Source organism: Pseudomonadota bacterium, assembly GCA_026388255.1.
In the GTDB taxonomy this organism is placed as follows: Bacteria; Desulfobacterota; Syntrophorhabdia; order Syntrophorhabdales; family Syntrophorhabdaceae; genus JAPLKB01.
The window spans coordinates 1-21725 of record JAPLKC010000069.1 but is presented as its reverse complement, the minus strand read 5'-3'; the positions used below and the strand labels follow the sequence as shown (position 1 = coordinate 21725).

Sequence of the window (21725 nt, the reverse complement as noted above, 5' to 3'; positions counted from 1 at the left end):
CTCCCTCAATATTGTTATTGTTCTTTTTCTGTTTTATGCAATAGGTTATTACATAGTAGTATCAAAATTATGTTCCAATTCCCTTAATATTTCAAGCACAATTGTCGGCTGGGCCGTTCAATACCACTTAAAATGTAATATGCTGCCTATGAGGGCTGAAGGCATGCTTAGGAAGCAACCGAGGAGTGCTTTATCAAAACGAGGCGGAGGATTCTATTTCCATACTGAGAAAATAGAATCGTCCCCATTTTTTATTCAGAATGATAAACCGACTCCCGGCGATAAGTCGAAGACCGGCTGATGAAATCACATTTTTTTTTGAAAAGGTGCTTATTGGTGTGTATGGTATCTGAGAATTCCAGGTTAATGTCTGATTTGCTTTTGTATGCCGGCCATTCAACAAGGCCCTTCCCGTTAGGGTTGCCCGTTTTGGCAAAATTCACCCAGTAATCCATCATTTTATTGGAAAGCTCTATGTCTGTATCATCATAGCCGTCAGATTTATTCATATTTCCGAAAACATACGCCAGTTCTACACCATGATGTACTGCCAGTTTGCGCGCCAGCGCCGTGTCGGGCAAGCGGGTGAACTGGTACAAATATGCCCTGGATTTTTTATATTCCATTGATTGAGCCACAAGCCTTGCCGGTTGCGCGTTTGCTGCCACCGTCAAGATATTATCTATAGCCGGTGCAACATCTTTTGCTTTATACGCGGGAAACATCTCAAACGCTTTTCCGGAATTATCAGCAAACCTGGCCTTCAGGAAAGATTGGTATTTTTCAATTGATAAATCCGGTTCATTGGCCAGGTAAATGTTGCCTTCGTTTAGAGTGCTGCCTACGATAATCGGCACATCATGCTGCCATCCTCCGGAGTATGCCGCCAGCGGATTTTTGGGAAGCACCCAACCGTCAAAGACCGGCGCAAAAAAAAGGCCTTCATCGTCAAATAATTCTGTTTTACAATCGGCTGCTGCCACTATTTCCTGCGCGGATTTGGCACGCATAGCAGCCAGGACATCTTCAGCTTTGTCGCAACCGAGTTTAGCGGTTAGCTTTTGGCCCATTTTCGATACATTCGCCATGTTGCCGTTAAAGTTGGGACTTAAATATTCCGAGCCGATGATCGGCCCGCCGCTTTCGGCAATAGCCCGATGAAAAAACCCTACTGACAAAGGGCTAATCATCAGCAGTGAAACAGATCGAGACCCGGCGGATTGGCCGAATATTGTTACTCGATCAGGATTACCTCCGAATGCGGCAATATTTTTTTGCACCCACTTTAGCACGGCGATCTGGTCGAGTAAGCCGTAGTTACCTGAAGTGCCATGAGCAGACTCTTTGGATAGCAGCGGATGGACTAAAAATCCCAATGGCCCGAGACGGTAATTGATGGTCACGACCACTACACCTTTTTTGGCAAGATTCTTGCCGTTGTATTCCGTCTGAGATGCGGAACCGAAATTAAATGCGCCGCCGTGAATCCAGACCATTACCGGTAATCGTTCACCTGGCTTTCTTGCATTGGTCCAGACATTCAGATACAGGCAGTCCTCACTCAATTTGCCGGTATTCTCCTGCTTGGGCTGTGGACAGGAAGGACCGAAATCCGTAGAGTTTCTCAATTGTGTCCAGGAAGCAACCTCTTGCGGCGGTTTCCATCGAAGCTCTCCAACAGGCGGGGCAGCATAGGGGATTCCCAAAAATGTACGCACCCCGTCTTCAACCTTTCCGCTGATTGGCCCGCTATCTATTTGAATAACATCAGGTTTTTTCTCATCAGCAAGGGTTCCGACGGGTAAGATGATCAGTAATAAAATAATTGCAGTCAGTTTAATTATTTTCATGCAACCCTCCTTTACAAGAGCTTATTCGAGTAGAATATAGATTTCGAGGTATCAATTATTTCACCTCAACCGTCTCGTTAATATACGGGAAGGTTAAGGTGATGTTACTACATTCAACCATATTTATCAGCCCTTGCCGAGCCGCAGCCTGTTCCATGAATGTATTATGCACCTATCTCACCTGAGAGGGCAGTAAAAATGGATTTTACTAATATTTAATCATGTCAATCTTTGTCAGCACCGACTGATTCGAGACGCGCGGGGCATTCGCCATGTTCCATGTAACATACTGCTCAGCATAGGTGCTTTCAGCAGACATGCCATCCACGGGCACAATAACCTGCATTCCCCTTAATGCCGCCTCGCTGGCCGTATACAGAACTGCCCCGTGTGCTGCCGTTCCTGCTACTATGATGGTTTTTATACCTTTTTCTTTAAGGATCTTCTCAAGATCTGTCCCGAGGAATTTATCGGGTCCAGATGTCACCACAGGCTCCTTCCCGAGAGGTGCCAACTCTTTTGCAATATCAGTAACAACAGCACCGGGAGAGAGGCTGTAAACCACGTAAACGCCCTTAGCGCGGGCCTCTGTGAGAAGCTTTTGAACCTTCGGAATGGAAGTAATACAACGAGGACGACGGTCTGCATTACATGTCTGCTTATTAAAATCAAGCAGCAGAAGCGCTGTTACATTCGGGTCAATCGTTACAGATTTTAATTCCGGCGCCGGCGGAGCTTTCACTGTATTCCATTCTTCGACAATGTTCTGTGCTGACGCAGGGCGGCAATAAAAAACCATTGTAAAGATAAAGCAAAAGATTAAAAGTGCGCCTTGCCAGTATACATTTTTTTGTATCCTCTTCATTTTTCTCTCCTTTTTAAATAGTATCCAGCCACATCATTTGCAGGGCTGAGCCTCCTGTGCCATGAGATAGAAGAATGAGGGGATATTTCTGTGAATTTAACGATATTTCAGCATTTTTAGCAACCTTATAGGAGACAAAAATCTGCCTCTCAGGTAGACCGCCAAAAACCGTTTCCTCCCCGGAGGCTGCCGCAGGATACCAAATAGTTGTTTTTAACGGCCCCGTCCCCGTCCCTTGCCAATTCTTTCTGCTCTCGTCTACAAAATCCCTCGTCGCCATACCGACCACTGCCGGCGCTTTTCCAAGCGTTTTGTTATTCCCCTGAGCTGATGCGTCACTTCCCGGAAAATGAATTAAAAACACAACTGCTAACAGTATACTTATCCAGTAATTCATTCCTTCCTCCAATTGCCGGATTGGTATAATAATATATCAATTTTTTTTAAAAAAACATATACGATACTCAGAACAGGGGACTCTCAAAACGCTGTTGTTTATGAGGAAACTTCAGTTAATGGATTCCATTTGACTTAATTGCTTTTATCAGGATATTATGTGAAGTTTCAAGCCCTTGAGGCGGAAGTTTCCCGGGATAATCCAATCCTGTTGAGTAAGGGTTAAGGCATGAATGTGTTGCTTAACCTGATTTTTAAAGCCGGGTCTCAGGTGCAATATTGTAAAGTTTTCCAAGGTGACTATGAGAGGCAAATTTCCTGTTTATACGCTGTTTTTTATAATATCTGCATACCTTTTATGCTCATTTAATCTTTCATTTGCACAGGAAAAAACCACTGAACCCCTTACAATCGGGGTTGAAGGCGGAAAGCTTCCATTGGTGACATTTTCGCACAAAATACATACTGAAAAGTTGAAGATCGACTGCGCCATCTGCCATCATAAAGACAAGGACCCGAAGGAACCGCAGGGATGTTTTAAATGTCATCCTGTAAAATATGTGAAAGATAACAGACCTTTGGCAAAGATGGCTTTTCATAAAATGTGTATAACATGCCATAAAGAAAGCCTGGCAAAGGAAATTTCAGGCCCCACAAAATGCAATGGATGTCATAGAAAATGAATCACCCCGCCGCAAGCGGATGGGGTATTAAAGGCGAGACAACAATATGAAACTATCTCGAAACAAGCTTCGGGGTATTAACCCGTGGGGGATAACATTTACAAACTTCTTGCATCACTAAAAACAGCAATTTTCTTGCTTTCCTTTATTGCGATGACTTCTATATCCGGAACCGTAATAAAACAGAAAGCAGGCATTGAAGAGTATCTTTCCGCCTACTCTGAAGGTACATACAGGGTCATACATTTCTTTGGTCTTGACGATGTATACCACAGCCCCTGGTTTCTCGCTGCCATCGTGCTTTTTGCAATTAACCTTACACTTTGTACGTTTGGAAGATTTAAACGTTTTCTAAAAACCCGAAAGGGCTCCTTAAACCTGCCTGACGAACACACTTTATCGGCCATGCCCATGCATTTTTTTGTAGAAACAACCTCTGCCGGGCATGTAATAAACTTACTGAAGACAGGCTACAAAACCGTGCATGAGGAAGAAAGCGGGGTATTGCTTGAAAAGGGTGCTGTTGCCCGTTACGGCACCTATATAATCCATGTAAGCATACTCATAATACTTGCAGGCAGTCTCATCGGGCTTGTCTTTGGGCATAAAGGGTTTGTTGTCCTGAATAAAGGCGAGACGAAAAGCGCCATGACCATACGGGGCAGGAGTAATAAGGAGATACCCCTGGGCTTTGCCCTCAGGTGCAAGGATTTCAAGGTTAGTTTTTATCCTGGCGGCCAACCAAAAGATTATGTAAGCAGGATCGAGGTTATTGAAGACAACAAGGTAGTTAAAGAAAAGGATATACGGGTGAATGACCCCCTCAACCATAGGGGCACATATGTATATCAGGCAAGCTATGGGGCTGCCCCTTCCTTTATCTTCAATATTGACGGCGATGAGGTAGTATTAAAAGAAAGAGATACCTATGAAAAGGACGGTCTCATTTTGATGATTACACGGTTTGAGAATGCCATCCATGATTTTGGCCCGGGAGTGCAGGTGGCATATCTGGATCGGGAAGAGCCGAAGACAGTCTGGTTTTTAAAAAATGTCGAAAGATTGAAAGAACGCAATATCCGGGGTATAAATATAAGGCTTGAAGATATTAAAGAAGATCTATACACCGGGCTTGAAGTGTCAAGAGATCCGGGCGTATGGATCGTATGGACGGGTTTTGCATCTATTCTTTTCGGGTTATATATAAATTTCTTCATGTACTACAGAAGGATTTATATCGGGAAGGCGCCTGATGGTATAATTGTTGCCGGGCATGCGTTCAGGAACCAGGACGCTTTCAGGGAAGAGTTTGAAAAAATGAAAGGAAGGGTTTTAAGCCAATGAGCCATAAAATACTTGGTGTTGTAACGCTCATGTACCTTTTTATCTTTTTTCTTCATGTGCTCTATTTTGCCGTGAATAAGCAAAAGATCATCTCTGTAATATGGATATTCCTATATGTAACACTCGGGTTACACACTGCGGGGTTGACAGTCAGATGGATAGAGTCATACAACCTTGGCATAGGGCATGTACCGCTGTCAAACTTTTACGAATCCCTGATATTCTATTCATGGTGCATAAGTTTCTTGCTTGTTGTAATGAAAAAGAGGCTCTCTTTTCCGTCTATTACTGCGCTGGCATCCCTGATTGCCCTTGCGTTTATGGGCTATGCCTCTATTTCTCCATCTGTTGAAAAAACTATCCAGCCTCTTATCCCGGCTCTCCAGAGCAACTGGCTGCATATACACGTCTTTACCTGTTTTATCGCATATGCTGCTTTTGTCATATCATTCATATCAAGCCTGCTGTATTTCTTCAAATGGAAAGGAGTCCTGCCGCCAAGAGAAACTCTGGAGGACATAAACTACAGAAGCGTTGTCGTCGGATTTCCCATGCTCAGCGCAGGCATACTCACCGGCGCAGTATGGGCGCACTATGCATGGGGCTCTTACTGGAGCTGGGACCCCAAGGAAACGTGGTCGCTTATCACCTGGATAGTATATGCCCTCTTCCTCCATGCAAGGATTGCAAAAGGCTTGAAAGGAAAAAAAATGGCTTTTTTCTCTATACTTGGTTTTTTATGTGTAATCTTTACCTATTTTGGTGTAAATTTTATTCTATCCGGGTTACATAGTTACACGACGTAAAAAAACAAAAGGTTTACACAGTTCAATCGACTTTAACGACTTTAAGGGATAGTCAAGCAACATGAAAAAGGGAAAACCAAAAAGCCTGATACTCTTTGGAAACGGAATTAACTGTGAATATGAGACTGCTCACGCACACAAGCTTGCCGGCTTCAAGCCTGAGCTGATGCATATTAACGCGCTGGGTGAAAAGGCCCTGAAAATACACAACTATACGTTTATTCATCTCCCGGGTGGGTTTCTCGACGGCGACGACCTCGGATCTGCGAAGGCACAGGCGGTAAAGTGGAAATATCAAAAGATAAAAGGCTCCGATCAGAGATTTATTGATGAACTGGTGAAATTTGTTCAAGAGGGCAAGATCATCCTCGGTATATGCAACGGGTTCCAGCTTCTTGTAAAAACCGGGCTGCTGCCAGGGTTCGGCAGCAACTACGGCAAACAATCCGTTACCCTCACATTCAATGACTCCGGAAGATTTGAGGACCGGTGGGCAAATTTAAAAACGAACAGATTTTCCCATTGTATTTTTACGAAAGATATAGATAATATTTATCTTCCTGTAAGACACGGGGAAGGAAAACTTGTACCGGAAAATGCGGACGCATTAAATATGCTGAAAAAAAACGGACATATTGTGATGCAATACATTGATGAGAAAGGTAATGAAACAAAAGAGTATCCATACAACCCCAATGGGTCAGTTGAGGCGATAGCCGGCTTAAGCGACCCGAGCGGGAGGATATTCGGGCTTATGCCCCATCCTGAAGCATACATTCATTACACCCAGCACCCAAGGTGGACAAGGGAAGATGTGAGGAATGAAGAAAACGGTTTGAAAATATTTAACAATGCGTTTAAATATGTGATAGAAAATCTATAGGAGGTAATTAGATGAACAAAATTGACATAATCAACAAGGTAGCAGAAGATTTGAAATTAAACCAGAAGGTGGCTAAAGTTGCAGTGGACACAATAGTGGAAACCATAAAACAGGCCATTGTAAAAGGTGAAAGGGTGGAAATCAGGGGTTTTGGAAGCTTTACCATCAGGCAATATAAGGCATATAAAGGGAGAAATCCTAAAACAGGACAATTAGTAGATGTTAAGCCCAAAAAGCTCCCCTACTTTAAAGTCGGTAAAGAGCTTAAAGAGATGATCTGGAAAGACTAAATGTATTTAGGATTTTGGATTTTGGATTTTTAATTCCAAAATCCGCAATCCTAAATCGCAAAAGGCAATTATAATCCGGGCCAATAGGGACGTAAAGTCTTCTTTACCCTGTCAACAACCTGAATAACTTCACTTGAAGGGTTTCCTTTTTTATCCCTGGTAAAAGTGGAGGCGCCCTTCATTTCCATAATGACAGACCTCACTGCGTTGGTGAGACCCCCCAGGTCATATCCTCCCTCAAGGACAAAAAGAGTCATACCTCCGCAATGTTTCTTTGAAATATCGAGAAGAATGCCCGTCATCTCTGCAAAACCGTCTTCAGTAACTGCCATACCGCCAAGCGGGTCTTTATGATGTGTATCAAAACCCGCGGAAACAAGTACGATTTCAGGTTTATACTGATCGGCTATCGGCGCCAGAACCTCTTTAAAGATATATGAGTAGTCGGCGTCTCCCATACCGTGTGACAGGGGCACATTGACTGTATATCCTTTTCCTTCGTCATCACCCATTTCTTCATACCAGCCTGTTCCCGGATAGTAGGGATACGCGTGGGTTGAAAAATAGAGTACTTTAAAATCCTTATAAAAACTGTGCTGTGTCCCGTTCCCGTGATGGAGGTCAAAATCCACAATAAGAATCCTGTTGAAATTGTATTTTTTTTCAAGGTATCTCGCGCAAACAGCAATATTGTTGAATATACAGAATCCCATAGCCTTGTTCCGTTCCGCGTGATGCCCCGGCGGTCTGACAAGAGCAAAACCCGTATCAATTTCACCGGCAACAAGCTTGTCCGCAAGCTCCAGCACCCCGCCGACTGCCATGCAGGATGCTTCATATGACTTTGGCGACGTCACCGTATCAGGGTCAAGCCTTCTTTCCTTGCCTTGTGTCGAAGCAATGGATTCGATGTACAGCACATCATGGTTAAGGGCGATCTCCTCATGCGTAGCCATCCTTGGAGAAATATATACAATACCGCTGTTATCTATAGTATCAAGCATTGAGTATATATTTTTCAGTCTGTCAGGGTTTTCGGGATGGTAGGAATCCGTGATATGTTCCAAGTAAATATCGTCTCTCACTATACCAATAGTCATGGCTTCTCCTTTCCGGACATATTTTTAGTTCTTCTTTGCAAACCTTCATTTGCATCACAGGAAATGTTCCCGTATTTCTTCAAAGGATATATTTTCTCATTTAGCTGTTCATAATTGAGTCACATACTCATTATAGACTTGAACAATTTCTTGTTCAAGTAATACTTTCTATATTAAATAACCCCTTCCTTTTTCAGTTTTTTTGTGCTATTTTTAACCTTAGTTAAATGAAAATAATATATATTATGAAGGTTATATGATGATTTATCCCCGCGTTAGTTGATGCTTATCCTTGAGCGCCAGTTGGCGTTCATATGCAAACCTGCATTTGTCAGAGGTTGCCGGGAGAAGTATCCTGTCTTGATATCATACTTATGTGTGCTCCCTTGGCCGCAACTGGCATATGCCGGTGGCGGTTTTTTTGTTTTAACGGCTGTTGTCTGCTGCAGGATATTTCGCTTGCAGCAGGGTGAAAACATTTTAAGGAGGGAGACAAAATGTCCAAGAAAATGATTAGTTTCTTTGCCTCACACTGGGGCATTATCTTTGCCGGAGCAGCAATCGGTATAATTGCACCGCTGCTCCAGAAATTTGGCAACCCGCCAAACATGGGTGTCTGTGTGGCCTGTTTTGAACGTGATATTGCCGGCGCCCTGGGTCTGCACCGCGCCGGTGTTGTCCAGTATATAAGGCCTGAGATTATCGGTTTCGTGCTGGGATCAATGGCTGCCGCTCTGTTGTTTCGGGAGTTCAGATCACGTGCAGGGTCCGCCCCGCTGGTACGCTTTGTCCTTGGTATATTTGCAATGATCGGAGCGCTTACCTTTCTCGGTTGCCCCTGGCGGGCGCTGCTCCGGCTGGCCGGTGGCGACTTGAACGCCATTATCGGTTTGATTGGATTGGGAGCGGGTATCGCAGTCGGGGTTGTATTCCTCAAGTCAGGTTACAATCTTGGCCGTTCCCTTAAAACCTATACTGCAGTTGGCTTGATTATGCCGCTTTTCGTCGTAGGGCTTTTGCTTCTTCTCATCTTCCATCCCCAGTTTTCTGCAGGCGGCCCTATTTTATTCAGCGCAAAAGGTCCCGGTTCTTTACACGCACCTTTACTGATTTCTCTGGCAGCGGGCCTGATTATCGGCTTTCTCGCGCAAAGAACCAGGTTCTGCACTATGGGCGCTGCCCGTGATGTAATCCTCATGGGCGACACACACCTGCTCAGCGGAGTTATTGCCCTCGTTGTAATAGCTTTTATTGCCAACATGGTTCTGGGACAGGTGAAGTTCGGTTTTGAAATGCAACCCGTGGCCCACAGCAATTACCTGTGGAATTTTATGGGCATGTCACTGGCAGGGATGGCCTTTACCCTGGGCGGCGGTTGCCCCGGCAGGCAGTTGATCCTTTCAGGTGAAGGAGACAGCGATGCGGGTATATTCGTCCTCGGTATGATTGTCGGTGCGGGCGTAAGCCATAACTTCAGTCTTGCCGGTAGCCCGGACAGCCTTGTGGATGGGGTTTTAAAGGTAGGTGGGGTCTCTCAGTACGGTATGATTGCAGTAATATTGGGTATTGTGGTATGTACACTTATCGGACTTACCATGAGAGAAAAACATTAATGGAGGATGCCATGATAAAAACAATAGATGCGCGCGGTCTTTCCTGTCCTCAACCGGTTATATTGGCCAACAAGGCAATAGATGAAGGCACATTCCCTATCGAGGTTTTTGTGGATACGGTTACCGCCCGTGAAAATGTGCGGCGCATGTCTTCAAATAAAGGTCTTCAGGTTGTAATCGAAGAAGTAAACGAAGAATTTAAGCTTACGCTCAGCAAGTGATCAGCGGGTTATTATGAAAGATATCAGAGATCAACAATTGAATAAAAAGATAGTGTATCTGGACAATGCTGCCACGTCATGGCCAAAACCGCCATGTGTGGCAGAATCCATGGTCTATTTTTTAAATGAAATAGGCGCCAATCCGGGACGGTCTGCGCACCGTTTGTCTATTGAAGCCGGCCGTATTGTTTATGAGACCCGTGAGGCAATTGCAGAAATATTCGGTGCGTCTGATCCTCTCCGTGTTGTTTTCGGGTATAACGTAACAGAGGCGCTCAATCTTGCCATCCGGGGACTTTTGTCTCCAGGGGATCACGTGATTACCGGCAGTCTCGAACACAATTCGATGATGAGACCATTGCGGGCACTGGAACAGGAAGGTGTTGCAATAACAGCGGTGCCCTGTTCCAGAGAAGGTTTTCTTGATCCTGCCGATATAGAGAAGGCAATACGTCCCAATACAACCTTAATTGCCCTGAACCATGCATCAAATGTGGTGGGGACATTGCTGCCGATCAGCGAGGTCGGCCGCATTGCAAGAAGGCATGGATTATTATTTCTGGTTGACGCTGCCCAGACAGGGGGTGCGTATCCGATCAATATGCACTCCTGCGCCATAGATCTCCTTGCTTTTACCGGGCATAAATCCCTCCTGGGTCCTACAGGGACCGGCGGCCTGATTGTCGGGGATCGCGTGAATACAGCGCTTATGAGGCCTCTTAAAAGAGGAGGAACGGGTAGTTACTCGGAACATGAAGAACAGCCGGATTTTCTGCCTGATATTTATGAAAGCGGGACACCTAATGTAGTCGGATTGGCGGGGTTGAATGCCGGTGTAAGGTGGATCATGGGACGCGGTGTGGATACAATCCGGACGCACGAAGTGTTGCTGACCCAGAGGATGATCGATGGCCTGGCGGCAATACCGGGCGTGACCGTGTACGGAAGCAAGGATGCACAACTGCAAGCACCGATAATCTCTTTGGAAATTGACGGACTTGAACTATCAGAGGCAGGCTTGCGCCTTGATGAGGAGTACGGTATTCTGTGTCGTGTAGGGTTGCATTGCTCTCCTGCCGCACACCGTACAATTGGCACGTTTCCGTCAGGAACACTGCGTCTTTCACTGGGCATATTCAATACTGAAGAGGATGTAAATGCAGCGATTGAAGCTGTTGCCCGACTCACTCAAGAGGTATGAAAAAGACTGATCCTCAGGGGACACATACTGTTATCATAGCTTACAGCACAGGCCATGTCTTTCGTATTGAAAAAGTGCTGACTGAAGCCGGGTTTCCCTGTAAAATGATCCCTGTGCCGCGACATCTGAGTTCCGATTGCGGTATTTGCATAAGAATAGACTCTATAAACAGCGACCCTGTCAGGACAATACTGGAGAAAAAGGGTGTAGAATTCGAGGGTATGTACGAGATATGATGCCATTTAGCTATCATAGAACTAGGGCTTTTTGCCTGCTCATATGCCGGTCCATTTCTTATCTGCAAGCACCACAGAGGTTTCTATCTGGCGCTTTGAGATAGTCCAGTATCGCATCAGCAAACGGTTCTTCTCTTCTGTCTCAAGGAGCAAGTATCCATGCTTCTTGTAGAAGGCTACTGCCCAGACCGCATCCGCCCATGTACCGATGAGTATCGGCTTGACTGTTTTAGATGCGTGGAAACGGAGCAGCTTCTCGCCAATTCCCTGGTTCCTCATTGCTGTGCGCACATAGGCATGACGGATAAGCATCACATCGCCTTTATCCTGTATACCCATAACGGCGATCAGACGGCCTTTCTCCTCATACCCCCAGAAAAGAACACCGTCCTGTATTTCAAAGCTTAATTCTTCATGCGTCATATACGGTTCATGCCAACAATCATCGGGTATCACACCTTTATAAGCCCTTGCTCCATCGTTTATTATGTCGAGTATTACTTCAAAATCCGTATCGCTGCATCTTCTTATCATAAAAAAACCTCCTTGTTTTGATGTTCATACCAAGTTGCAAATGAGGGCAACTTGGTATCGCATAACCGGTACAATACCGTATATGAATGACCTTTATAAATTATAAGGAAAGCTTCAGATTCTTTCTTGTACGATATTGCTGTTACGGCAGTATTGCCCTGGGGTAATGCCCATGATTTTCTTAAAGCGCCGTGTAAAATGACTCTGGTCGGTAAACCCTGCTTCAAGGGCGGTCTGTGCAATGGTAAGACGCTGAGAGAGCAGATTTTTAGCATAGTTTATACGTTTCTGGATAAGATATGCATGGGGCGGCAACCCGACTTCACCGCGAAAAAGGCGCAGGAGGTGAAACTCGCTCATATCGGTAATATCGGTAAGCTCAGAGAGTGTAACATTCTCTGTAAAATGTGCGTCCAGATATTCCAGTACCGTCTTTACGGCACACCTCTTTTTTTTCCAGTATGCAGCCCTGCCTTCTCCGGCATCGGCATGTCTTTGGATCATTTGTGTGAGAACGGATAAGAGGAGTGATTCCCTCTCAAGGGAAACATCCGATTCTTCGAGTAATTTCAAGAAAAGGAGGATATTTTGGGAGAGGGGCTGATCCTTGATGATCGGTGACGGGAAATGCGGCAGCCGTCTACCCAGTACACAAGCAGCCTCTGCCGTCCTTTGAAGGAGAGAGGCATCAGGATAGAAAACCCTGTATGTCCATCCGGATTCATGGGGCGAAAACCCTGTATGGACTTCACCGGGGTTCACAAGACAGATATCGCCGGCAGTTGCAATATGTGTTGAGCCGCCATAATATGTTGCCTGTACACCTCTTTCTATGACACCTATGGCAAATGTTTCATGGGTATGCCTGGGGAATGAATGCAAAATAAACGTGGCATGGAGAAACTCAAGATTGCCCAGATCCGCGGCTCGCGCAAACTTTACAGTATCTATATTACCCTGATATTTCATAATCTCAAAACGCTGTCCTTAATAACAATTTCATGCTGAGAGATATATCCTGCCATTATACCTAATATTAAAACATTTGATTCGGTTTGTCTTGTATGTTCTTGCTATGATAACAGGTTCTTGTTTTCCGGCAGGCACAGGCAAATACTTATTTAAAAAATACACGCCGGAGGACAATCTTTATTGCTGCTGTAGAAATCAGTTCGCTGAAGCTGCAATTCACCATCTTGAGATAGAGCAATTGCGAGTAGAATCCGCCTAATAACGCAATTTATTGAACCGCATATTCCGCGTTATATGATGTTGTTAAAAGCTACAAAATTATTTTTGATTTTTAATAGTATTGATAATTCTTATAAACGAACCGCATACTGCACCTGCGAATGATAAAACTACCGGAAATATTAAAGACTTATTATCATTCATAAGAAAACCGAATAATGCGAACAATCCTAAGAAAACCATTGAATGAATGAACAAAAAAGAGCCTAATTTTTTTCATGGTATTAAAAGTTGATGAACTCGTAAAAAGTCAAAAAACCGTCACTCCCGTGAAAACGGGAGTCCAGAACACATTGAAATCACTGGATTCCCACTTTCGTGGGAATGACAAAGCGACAGAAATACGACTTTTTACGAGTTCATCAAAAGTTAGCTTTTAAAATATCATACAACATTCTTGGCCAAAAGAAGTGTGAAGCGTTGCAAACATGTCTTTTGCTCTTGGCATAGGGCTTCTATAGTTGCGGGCAAATTCGTTTTTTAATTGATCCTTATGCAATTTACGGGCACGCAACTCTTATAACAAACAACCCTTTCGGGGGAATCTGTCCCTTGAAAAAAACCCAGCCCTGCTTCAGATTCTGTAACTTAATCTTGGATAAGAATTCCTTGTCATGCAACCCAGCAAGGGTCTGTTGCAAAACTGCAAAATTGGAATCTTGTACACCGTCTGGGAGAATGCTTTGCTCAAGGTAGGCATTGACTGCATATGCATCAACAAAAATTGGCTCCCGATCAAGATAGACTCTTTTTTCATAAGATTCGAGGAATTTAAATCTATTTACGCCCGCAATAAAATCCCTGGTCCCATCTATACACAAAGCATTATCAATGGTTCGGGTCATGGTAATTGAAAACTTTTTGCCTACACGAATCCAATGGAACTCTGTATCGCCATATGATTCTTTTACTGGTTCTAACAAGATATTACGATCATTATCAAAAATCTTGGGCTTTCCAAGCTCCGCATATGTTCCGGTACCTATAACAAACTCATATGTTAGAGGGGTACCCTTTACCCACTCCCCCTTGATCTCATCGATGATATGAACGGAAGTGCCATGTATAATATAGGTCGTAATACGATTTACTTTGTAACTGTTTTCTTTCATCCTACGGATAAATTCAACTTTTGGATTAAAGCCTGAGTACATTATCATTTTCGAGAAGAATTTTTCCTCCTTTTCATTGAATTCGTTGCTAACACGTGGTCTTGGTTCATGTAATGTCGGTCGATAGGTTGTATAAAGAAGAGGCAATTTAGCATTAAAAACCACACTCCCTGCCTCAACGCGTCCCCCGGAAACTTTAAAACCGCCACTAATAAATTCTTCAACGTTTTGGAGAGATACCTCTAATTTCTGTCCTTCTGATTTATAGAAAGTAAGGCTGTAATTTGTTACATAGATAACTTCACTGATGACCTCTACCTCGGGTTTTAGCAGTGTCTTCTGACAAGCTTCAGATATTTGGCTATCCCAATTATCCGCCACCCATTCGTCAATTTTAATAGACCCTAAAAGGGCCGATGTAGTCTCAGGGACTCGTAACACAACAAACGCTGCTGATTTTGCCTCTGCGCCTAATTTGATTTGCACCGGTAATACCTTTTGTAATGAGCTGATATCAAAAGATATCCCGCGCTCGAGGCTTGAAAGGAATGTGCCTGCTGGCCCTTTTCCCTCTGTAGGAAATAACTTGTCCGTATCACAACACTCACGCAATGAACCAGTCGGTGATCCAAAAACATTCCTCTCATGATCTAAAGTAACTATGCTTCCAGGGCAAAAATGTTCTGTTGGAAAAGCAAAAAACTTTAATCCGGCCCTTGCTGCTATTATATCGAATTCAGTGTTAGGAATAGGTTTATGCGAGCCGCATGTTGTGGTACTGAGTAGTATGCAAACACTGATGAGAACATAAAAACAAAATATTTTTCCATTTTTCATAATTTCCCTTCTCCTTCCTGCCCGCGGTGAGCAAAAAACTGGATGATAAGCGAAGTGCAGATATGATTCCACAAGAAGTACTTCAAATGTACGGTAGATGCTACTCCCGAATTGTCTTTGCCGACAATAGCCCCCAACGAACCCCCATTACTACTTATTAGAATAACTCTACTAAATCATTTGTTTTTTTGTCAATACATTTTTAGTGTGTCATCTTAAAGTTTAAATTGGACTGGTTTTGAAAGGTTGAAAAGTTAAAAACAGACTCCTTAAGGTAACAGTAAATATGATAAAAATGATGCCGGGAATTGGTCTATGACACGAAAAACTTTGTGATTTCGCCGTCAACCGTTGCAAGGGCAATGAAGCGGAGCGGAGCTGGTAGGGGAACAGCCTTCCGGCCTTATATATCTAAAAACTGAGGAACTACAGTATATTCTTTCACCGTATTGTATATATGAGCTATGCCAGATCTGTCTTTCTTTTCCATCTTCTGTGAGATGATATTGCAAAGCGGTGTGCTTCATCCCGCATTTTGACTATCTCTTTAAATACAGGCGATGCTTTGGGGAGTAAAAGCGGGTTTTTCCGGTTGGGTATGTAAATCAGGTCTTCCATGCCACCTCTGCGCTGTCCCTTTGCAATACTGATTGCATCTCTGTCAATACTCAGCGTTTTAAGCACCTTTGTTACAGCAGAAAGCTGGCCTTTCCCGCCGTCTATGATGAACAAATCCGGCAGCGGTCCAAGCTTTTCATTGGCGGTCCTCCTTTGTATGACTTCGGCCATTGCAGCCACATCGTCCATTGACGGCGCTGACTTTATATGAAACACCCTGTAACCCTTTTTATCCGGTTTGAAGGCCTCAAATACAACCATTACCCCTGTTGGATTCACGCCATGCGTATGGGAAATATCGTATATCTCAATTCTTTCAGGTTCTTTTTTCAAATGAAGTGCCTTTTTAAATGCCGCTTCAAGGGCAACCGGTTCCGGCTCATGCAAGTTTTCAATGGCAAGCCCTATCATCTCTTTTGCAGCCCTGCTAGCCGGACCGAATATCCTCACATCGCCCCTTTTTCTCTCTTTCAGATATTTTTCCAAAAATGCGGTATCTTCAATTGCTTCAGAGATAATCACCTCATCGGGAACGGGTCTCGATGAATAATACTGGAAAAGGAATGATGATATAGCCTCATCATAGCCAACCTTCATCAAAGATTCTTTGAACATCTTCTTCGAAAGCAGCACCCCTCTCCTGAATGTAAGAAGTACCATTCTTACACCCTTATCCCCTTCAAGAAAGGCCCAGACATCCCGGTTTTTACCGAAATGTTCGTGGACATGCTGTTTTTCCACCATGCCTTTTATGGCAAAATACCGCTCTTTTAAGTGTTTAGCCTCTTCAAAATTCCATTTATCAGAGGCTTCTTTGATGCGCATTTCAAGGTCTTTTAACAGCTTTTCATCCTTCCCGGAGAGAAAGTCTGCCAGTTCCTCTGCAACGGCCCTGTATGCATTTTCATTGAAATTGGCCGTACACGGCGCAAGACATTTATTGAGTTCCGCAAGGATGCATGGCCTTTTCCTCTTCCTGAAAACAGTATCCTTGCACCTCCTGACAGGATATAAACCCTGTATGAGCTTCAGCACTTCCTTTACATCCTTTGCGTGGGGATAGGGGCCAAAATACAGCGCGCCGTCATCTTCGATCTTCCGTGTCATATAGAGGGCCGGAAATGTTTCATGCATGGTAAGCTTCAATGAGACATAGGTCTTGTCGTCCTTCAGATCTATATTGTATTTGGGGGTGTTTTCCTTAATAAGATTACTTTCCAGGAGAAAGGCCTCTTTCTCGTTTCCTGTGAGTATGGTTTCAACACTCTTGATTTTGTTTACAAGGCGTTCCGTCTTCGGGTCTCTCTCGCTTTCGCCGATATAACTCTTTACCCTGTCCTTAAGGTTTTTCGCCTTTCCTATATAGATAATATTCCCCTCTTTGTCCTTGAAGATATATACGCCTGACGACTCAGGCAGGGTATTTATGGCTGTTTCGTCAATCAAAGTGTTATCTCCATCTTTTCCAGCTTCAGCAGACGATCCCGAAGCTGCGCTGCTTTCTCGAAATCCCACCTCTTCGACGCCTCGCCTATCTCTTTCTTCAGTTTTTTCATCATACGGGACAATTTCTTCGGCTCAACGCCGTTCGCCTCAAGCTCGTCGAGAGGCACCGAGTAATAATCCTTCTCATAGATCGAGGAGAGGATATCCACAACCGATTTAATGATGCCTTCCGGGGTGATCCCGTTTTCCCGGTTATACTCACCCTGAACCTCTCTCCTCCTCCGGGTTTCGCTCAGGGCGTGCTTCATGGATTCCGTTGTGACATCTGCGAACATGATGACCCTGCCGTTTATATTTCTCGCAGCCCTTCCGCAGGTCTGGATAAGGGATGTCCCGGAGCGTAAAAAACCTTCCTTATCCGCATCGAGTATGGCAACAAGCGAAACCTCCGGCAGGTCAAGGCCCTCTCTCAGGAGGTTCACACCAACAAGAACATCGAACCTGCCCATCCTCAAATCCCTCACAATGGCAACACGCTCAAGGGTATCAACGCCGGAGTGGAGATATTTTGCCTTGATGCCTGCATCAAGAAGATAATCGGTCAGGTCTTCCGCAAACCGTTTTGTCAGGGTTGTGACAAGGACCCTCTCTTTAGCCTCTGTTACTTTTTTGATCTCTCCAAGCAGGGTTTCTACCTGGCCTTTGGCCGGCTTCAGTTCGATGCGGGGGTCCATGAGGCCTGTCGGCCTTATTATCTGCTCAATGATATGGCCATCTGCCTTTCCAAGCTCGTATTTGGCCGGTGTTGCCGAAACATACATTACCTGTCCTGTCCTCCCCTCAAATTCTTCAAATGTAAGAGGTCTGTTATCGAGGGCAGAAGGGAGTCTGAAGCCGAATTCCACAAGGGTTTGCTTCCGTGATCTGTCACCGCGGTACATACCCGTGAGCTGCGGCACCGTGACATGACTCTCGTCAATCATCACAAGTGCATCCTTCGGGAGATAATCAATGAGCGTCGGTGGGGGCTCGCCCGGTTTCCTGCCCGTAAGATGCCTCGAATAGTTTTCTATCCCCTGGCAGTAACCGATTTCCTTGATCATCTCAAGGTCATATTTCGTCCTCATTTCAATCCTTTGCATCTCAAGGAGTTTATTCTGAGTTTTGAGGAATTCAAGACGTTCCTTTAATTCTTCCTCTATCGTAAGTACAGCACGGTCAAGTGTCTCCTTCGGTGTGACATAATGACTGGTCGGGAATATGGTGCATTTCTTCAGCTTCTCAATGATCTGCCCGGTAAGGGGGTCGATAAGATGGATAGCATCTACTACATTGTCATCGAGAACCACCCTGAATGCCCTTTCCTCTTCATAGGCAGGGAATATATCGATATTAGGGCCCCTGATGCGGAACCTGCCCCGGTAAAAATCGAGATCATTCCTCTCATACTGGCACTGGATAAGTTTATCGAGGAGGGTCTTCCTTTCTATCTGCTGGCCCTTTTCAAGATATACAAGCATCCCGTAATATGCCTCCGGCGAACCGAGGCCGTAAATGCAGGAAACACTCGCCACAATAATCACATCATCCCTCTCAAAGAGTGAATTGGTGGCAAGGAGCCGGAGCTTGTCGATCTCCTCGTTGATGGAGGAATCCTTTTCGATGTAAGTATCCGTGGAAGGCATGTATGCTTCCGGCTGATAGTAATCGTAGTAGCTCACAAAAAAATGAACCTCGTTTTCAGGAAAGAGGGTTTTGAATTCCGTATAGAGCTGGGCTGCAAGGGTCTTATTGTGGGAGATGATCAATGTTGGCCTTTGCATACGCTCAATCACATTTGCCATGGTAAAGGTTTTGCCTGAACCGGTAACACCGAGCAGCACCTGATGCTGAACACCCTTCTTTATATTTTTTACGAGTTTCTCAATTGCCCCCGGTTGATCCCCCTTCGGCTCGTATCCGCTGATTAATTTGAATTTATTCATAGTGGTATATTGTAATGCATTGGGCTAAGAATAACAAACAGGATAATTGTCAGGGCAATGGCATTACGCCCTATCCCCACCTCTTAAGTGCCCTTTTCACACTTGTGGTGGTCTTTTCTTGCCGTATGGAGCCCTTAGCGCCTGTTGTTGTACAAAATCACAGAAAACTTGGAGCTCATAGAGGAATTTTTCAACGTCTTCCCGTATATACGTTCCAAGGCCCTTTTCAAAATCTGTCTTTATGGATACAAGACCTTTAACCTGTTTTTTCATGGATTTGGGCTTTGTATTATTCGGGTCAGGTTTAACCTTCTTGTATGTGGCAAGCATTCTTTCCAGAGTAATATAAGTAACCGGCGTTTTCAAAATGTCGTTAAATATTTTCATGAGATCCGGGCAATCAAGGTTTGCGGCAAAGAGATACCCCTGAGAAAGGGGAGGTTTTCTGCAGAAATTGCGGCCTGAATTTCAGGAGAAAGTTTTAAAAGTGAAATCGTGTGGAACAAGTCGGGATGTTTGGCCTGAATAAATGAGATTATTCCTTTCGCTTGATCAATAGGGTTGAGGTCTTCTCTCTGAAGATTCTCTGTCAGTTGAAGGGCTATGGTCTCCCCTGATTCCTTACCCTCTTCTATCACCCGCACCGGTACAGATTCAAGCCCCAGTTGTTGGGCTGCAACAAGACGCCTCTCCCCGCAGATAAGTAGATATGCCCCGTCTTCCTGTCCGGTTACAATAAGAGGTTCCAGGATACCCTTTCCGAAAAGGTAAAGGCCTCCGCCGAGAATTGAGGTCAAGGTTCCTGTTCTGTTCTCAAAGAGCAGATGACCGTTAAACAAGTCGCAATCCCTTTTAATTGAGGTCAAGGTTCCTGTTGCTGTAGTAGGAAAGGTTAAAGAAGCATTTAACGCCCTAAACTATCCCATGTTTATATTAATCCCCCTTTGTTATAAAAAACAGATACTATCTGATTAGCATATTTGATGCAAAGAAAAAACAGAATAAATACATTTCTGAAGTTTTATATAGTTTGTAATAAGACCGGTTTATGCTCATGTAATGTTTTGTGTTTCTGCCCGTTATCAATGTATTTACCGGCAAGATTCGGAATAAGTATTATCTTTTTTGACGGTAAATTACGTTCTATTCACCACTTGATAAGGCAATGTTTTTCAATCCGTTTTTTGCAAACTCTTTCTCATATTTTTTAATAGAAGACTTTTCTTCCGCAAAATATTCCTCCTCTGACATCTTATTGAATGCTTCTTCTCCGTATTTATCGAAAACATCACGAGCGGCAGGGTTAAAAATGAACTTGTCCCGGAAAGTATAATCGTCATAGCGGTCGGTATATTCGTTCAGTTCTTCATCTTGTTCAAGTTTAGTCTTAAGTTTTTTTGCAACTCATCCGATAAAGATATAAGAGTATACCATGAGGATATCAGACCACCAGATAAGCAGCGTTATAAAAACCTACATGAAGAACATGAAGGTTAAAGCAAAATATTCTGAAAAAGAACCTGCTAACGGTAATGTCACACATGAAGACTACGTCATGATATCTGAAGCTGGCACGAAAAAGATGTTATTTGACCGGATAGGCGAGCAAATGACGGAAAGATTAAGAAAATATGAGTAAAAAAGATGATATATTCAGAACACTTGGGTATGAGTATTGTTCAAAGTGATAGCTTGAGAGGCTGTAAAGAAGGTTAATAGGATAACTCTATACTATTGTATGTCCTAATGGCAAAAAAGGAGATGTTTTATGAGGATTGATAAAGATGTAAAGGTTAGCTCATTCAATGCGGCTGCAAAATCTGCCCAAACTAAATCACCGAAAGAGACAGCAGCAGGGGAAAACCAGAATGTGGTTATGTCTGATAAGATAGAATTATCAAGCAAAAATATAGATATAGCTAAGCTTGTTGCAAAGATTAATGCAGCGCCTTCAATTAGGCAGGATAAAGTTAGTAGCATAAAGGAGGCAATACAAAACGGCACTTATAATGTAAAAGGTGATCTGGTAGCAAAGGCTGTTTTAAAGAAAACCTTGATGGATGAAATACTCTAATTTATAGTTGTCGATATTCAACCTGACACTCCCATAACAGATCAATTGTTTACCTGTAAGATATGGTTTATCATCTTCTCAGAATGAGCCCTATGCTTCAGGAAATTATCAATATAGATACCGGCAAGCTCCGGATTCTTGAGTATTAATAAGTTCTCGGCATTTTTCTCTTCAGCAGCCTTACTGAAATTAAATGATCCTGTTATGACAATCTGCTTATCTATAATAATTATCTTGTTATATCATATCCTCCTTTACATGACATATTAAGTAGCATATCATCCTTTTAATAGCAATCTTCTAAAAGGAGGATGATTATGCCACGACCAAAGCTTGCTGTCGATCCAGGAACCATTCAAAGGGCAGAGGAGGAACTCGGG

24 protein-coding genes are annotated in these 21725 nt (G+C 43.8%); 12 read left to right on the top strand and 12 right to left on the bottom strand.

Annotation, left to right across the window (positions count from 1 at the left end):
• Window positions 1–301 (top strand): hypothetical protein (locus NT178_08150; protein ID MCX5812502.1); only part of this gene is annotated, 301 nt, incomplete at its 5' end.
• On the opposite strand, the gene NT178_08145 is transcribed toward NT178_08150, so the two are convergent.
• The 3 genes from NT178_08145 to NT178_08135 form a co-directional block, all read right to left on the bottom strand.
• Complete coding sequence (locus tag NT178_08145) at window positions 252–1850, bottom strand: carboxylesterase family protein (GenBank protein MCX5812501.1); 1599 nt, start codon at window positions 1848–1850, stop codon at window positions 252–254. The genes NT178_08150 and NT178_08145 overlap by 50 nt on opposite strands.
• Window positions 1851–2058: 208 nt before the next feature.
• Window positions 2059–2715, bottom strand: a complete 657-nt coding sequence (locus NT178_08140; protein MCX5812500.1) for a cysteine hydrolase — start codon at window positions 2713–2715, stop codon at window positions 2059–2061.
• A gap of 13 nt (window positions 2716–2728) precedes the next feature.
• Window positions 2729–3112, bottom strand: coding sequence for a hypothetical protein (locus NT178_08135; protein ID MCX5812499.1), 384 nt, complete (start codon window positions 3110–3112; stop codon window positions 2729–2731).
• A 301-nt stretch (window positions 3113–3413) separates the two neighbouring features.
• Between NT178_08135 and NT178_08130 the strand changes: the two genes are divergently transcribed.
• From NT178_08130 to NT178_08110, 5 genes are all read left to right on the top strand, one after another.
• Entirely contained in the window at window positions 3414–3794 is a 381-nt protein-coding gene (locus NT178_08130) for a cytochrome c3 family protein (GenBank protein ID MCX5812498.1), read from the top strand.
• Between the two features lie 84 nt (window positions 3795–3878).
• The gene (locus NT178_08125; GenBank protein MCX5812497.1) at window positions 3879–5138 is read left to right on the top strand and encodes a cytochrome c biogenesis protein ResB; all 1260 of its coding nucleotides are present in this window, start codon (window positions 3879–3881) and stop codon (window positions 5136–5138) included.
• Entirely contained in the window at window positions 5135–5944 is an 810-nt protein-coding gene (locus NT178_08120) for a cytochrome c biogenesis protein (protein MCX5812496.1), read from the top strand. Before NT178_08125 ends, NT178_08120 begins: the two co-directional genes overlap by 4 nt.
• A gap of 61 nt (window positions 5945–6005) precedes the next feature.
• Entirely contained in the window at window positions 6006–6827 is an 822-nt protein-coding gene (locus NT178_08115; protein MCX5812495.1) for a phosphoribosylformylglycinamidine synthase subunit PurQ, read from the top strand.
• Between the two features lie 11 nt (window positions 6828–6838).
• Window positions 6839–7117 carry an integration host factor subunit beta gene (locus NT178_08110; protein ID MCX5812494.1) on the top strand — a complete coding sequence of 93 codons (279 nt, stop codon included), beginning with the start codon at window positions 6839–6841 and terminating at the stop codon, window positions 7115–7117.
• Between the two features lie 68 nt (window positions 7118–7185).
• Here NT178_08110 and NT178_08105 read toward each other — a convergent pair whose 3' ends face one another.
• On the bottom strand, window positions 7186–8217 hold the full coding sequence (locus NT178_08105; GenBank protein ID MCX5812493.1) for a histone deacetylase: 1032 nt from the start codon (window positions 8215–8217) through the stop codon (window positions 7186–7188).
• A 497-nt stretch (window positions 8218–8714) separates the two neighbouring features.
• Here NT178_08105 and yedE point away from each other — a divergent pair, with 497 nt between their 5' ends.
• The 4 genes from yedE to NT178_08085 are packed head-to-tail and all read left to right on the top strand — an operon-like array spanning window position 8715 to window position 11488.
• Entirely contained in the window at window positions 8715–9830 is a 1116-nt protein-coding gene (gene yedE, locus NT178_08100; protein MCX5812492.1) for a YedE family putative selenium transporter, read from the top strand.
• A gap of 11 nt (window positions 9831–9841) precedes the next feature.
• Complete coding sequence (locus NT178_08095) at window positions 9842–10051, top strand: sulfurtransferase TusA family protein (GenBank protein ID MCX5812491.1); 210 nt, start codon at window positions 9842–9844, stop codon at window positions 10049–10051.
• Between the two features lie 13 nt (window positions 10052–10064).
• Window positions 10065–11252 carry an aminotransferase class V-fold PLP-dependent enzyme gene (locus NT178_08090; protein ID MCX5812490.1) on the top strand — a complete coding sequence of 396 codons (1188 nt, stop codon included), beginning with the start codon at window positions 10065–10067 and terminating at the stop codon, window positions 11250–11252.
• Entirely contained in the window at window positions 11249–11488 is a 240-nt protein-coding gene (locus tag NT178_08085; GenBank protein MCX5812489.1) for a DUF3343 domain-containing protein, read from the top strand. The genes NT178_08090 and NT178_08085 overlap by 4 nt, the downstream gene beginning before the upstream one ends.
• A 39-nt stretch (window positions 11489–11527) precedes the next feature.
• Here NT178_08085 and NT178_08080 read toward each other — a convergent pair whose 3' ends face one another.
• From NT178_08080 to NT178_08050, 7 genes are all read right to left on the bottom strand, one after another.
• Window positions 11528–12022 carry a GNAT family N-acetyltransferase gene (locus NT178_08080; protein ID MCX5812488.1) on the bottom strand — a complete coding sequence of 165 codons (495 nt, stop codon included), beginning with the start codon at window positions 12020–12022 and terminating at the stop codon, window positions 11528–11530.
• Between the two features lie 114 nt (window positions 12023–12136).
• Entirely contained in the window at window positions 12137–12991 is an 855-nt protein-coding gene (locus tag NT178_08075; protein ID MCX5812487.1) for an AraC family transcriptional regulator, read from the bottom strand.
• A 782-nt stretch (window positions 12992–13773) separates the two neighbouring features.
• Window positions 13774–15222, bottom strand: a complete 1449-nt coding sequence (locus NT178_08070) for a hypothetical protein (protein ID MCX5812486.1) — start codon at window positions 15220–15222, stop codon at window positions 13774–13776.
• 462 nt (window positions 15223–15684) lie between these two features.
• Entirely contained in the window at window positions 15685–17286 is a 1602-nt protein-coding gene (gene uvrC / locus NT178_08065; GenBank protein MCX5812485.1) for an excinuclease ABC subunit UvrC, read from the bottom strand.
• Window positions 17283–19271, bottom strand: coding sequence for an excinuclease ABC subunit UvrB (gene uvrB / locus NT178_08060; GenBank protein MCX5812484.1), 1989 nt, complete (start codon window positions 19269–19271; stop codon window positions 17283–17285). Before uvrB ends, uvrC begins: the two co-directional genes overlap by 4 nt.
• Before the next feature lie 96 nt (window positions 19272–19367).
• Window positions 19368–19658, bottom strand: a complete 291-nt coding sequence (locus tag NT178_08055; GenBank protein MCX5812483.1) for a hypothetical protein — start codon at window positions 19656–19658, stop codon at window positions 19368–19370.
• Complete coding sequence (locus NT178_08050) at window positions 19655–20137, bottom strand: ParB/RepB/Spo0J family partition protein (protein ID MCX5812482.1); 483 nt, start codon at window positions 20135–20137, stop codon at window positions 19655–19657. The genes NT178_08055 and NT178_08050 overlap by 4 nt, the downstream gene beginning before the upstream one ends.
• A 566-nt stretch (window positions 20138–20703) precedes the next feature.
• Between NT178_08050 and NT178_08045 the strand changes: the two genes are divergently transcribed.
• Together NT178_08045 and flgM are read left to right on the top strand one after the other, a co-directional pair.
• Window positions 20704–20910 (top strand): hypothetical protein, encoded by a 207-nt coding sequence (locus tag NT178_08045; protein MCX5812481.1) that lies wholly within the window; start codon window positions 20704–20706, stop codon window positions 20908–20910.
• A 129-nt stretch (window positions 20911–21039) separates the two neighbouring features.
• Window positions 21040–21345: a flagellar biosynthesis anti-sigma factor FlgM gene (gene flgM / locus NT178_08040; GenBank protein MCX5812480.1), complete on the top strand. Its 306-nt coding sequence runs from the start codon at window positions 21040–21042 to the stop codon at window positions 21343–21345.
• A gap of 41 nt (window positions 21346–21386) precedes the next feature.
• Here the strand turns inward: flgM and NT178_08035 are convergent, their stop codons facing one another.
• Window positions 21387–21572, bottom strand: coding sequence for a phospholipase D-like domain-containing protein (locus NT178_08035; GenBank protein MCX5812479.1), 186 nt, complete (start codon window positions 21570–21572; stop codon window positions 21387–21389).
• Window positions 21573–21725: the final 153 nt, after the last annotated feature.

Coding starts and splice junctions, on each gene's coding strand:
- NT178_08080 (MCX5812488.1), bottom strand. CDS start 12,022: ATGATAAGAAGATGCAGCGATACGGATTTTGAAGTAATACTCGACATA.
- NT178_08090 (MCX5812490.1), top strand. CDS start 10,065: ATGAAAGATATCAGAGATCAACAATTGAATAAAAAGATAGTGTATCTG.
- NT178_08070 (MCX5812486.1), bottom strand. CDS start 15,222: ATGAAAAATGGAAAAATATTTTGTTTTTATGTTCTCATCAGTGTTTGC.
- NT178_08075 (MCX5812487.1), bottom strand. CDS start 12,991: ATGAAATATCAGGGTAATATAGATACTGTAAAGTTTGCGCGAGCCGCG.
- NT178_08085 (MCX5812489.1), top strand. CDS start 11,249: ATGAAAAAGACTGATCCTCAGGGGACACATACTGTTATCATAGCTTAC.
- NT178_08110 (MCX5812494.1), top strand. CDS start 6,839: ATGAACAAAATTGACATAATCAACAAGGTAGCAGAAGATTTGAAATTA.
- uvrB (MCX5812484.1), bottom strand. CDS start 19,271: ATGAATAAATTCAAATTAATCAGCGGATACGAGCCGAAGGGGGATCAA.
- NT178_08095 (MCX5812491.1), top strand. CDS start 9,842: ATGATAAAAACAATAGATGCGCGCGGTCTTTCCTGTCCTCAACCGGTT.
- NT178_08045 (MCX5812481.1), top strand. CDS start 20,704: ATGAGGATATCAGACCACCAGATAAGCAGCGTTATAAAAACCTACATG.
- NT178_08120 (MCX5812496.1), top strand. CDS start 5,135: ATGAGCCATAAAATACTTGGTGTTGTAACGCTCATGTACCTTTTTATC.
- yedE (MCX5812492.1), top strand. CDS start 8,715: ATGTCCAAGAAAATGATTAGTTTCTTTGCCTCACACTGGGGCATTATC.
- NT178_08145 (MCX5812501.1), bottom strand. CDS start 1,850: ATGAAAATAATTAAACTGACTGCAATTATTTTATTACTGATCATCTTA.
- flgM (MCX5812480.1), top strand. CDS start 21,040: ATGAGGATTGATAAAGATGTAAAGGTTAGCTCATTCAATGCGGCTGCA.
- NT178_08135 (MCX5812499.1), bottom strand. CDS start 3,112: ATGAATTACTGGATAAGTATACTGTTAGCAGTTGTGTTTTTAATTCAT.
- NT178_08055 (MCX5812483.1), bottom strand. CDS start 19,658: ATGAAAATATTTAACGACATTTTGAAAACGCCGGTTACTTATATTACT.
- NT178_08140 (MCX5812500.1), bottom strand. CDS start 2,715: ATGAAGAGGATACAAAAAAATGTATACTGGCAAGGCGCACTTTTAATC.
- NT178_08115 (MCX5812495.1), top strand. CDS start 6,006: ATGAAAAAGGGAAAACCAAAAAGCCTGATACTCTTTGGAAACGGAATT.
- NT178_08105 (MCX5812493.1), bottom strand. CDS start 8,217: ATGACTATTGGTATAGTGAGAGACGATATTTACTTGGAACATATCACG.
- NT178_08130 (MCX5812498.1), top strand. CDS start 3,414: ATGAGAGGCAAATTTCCTGTTTATACGCTGTTTTTTATAATATCTGCA.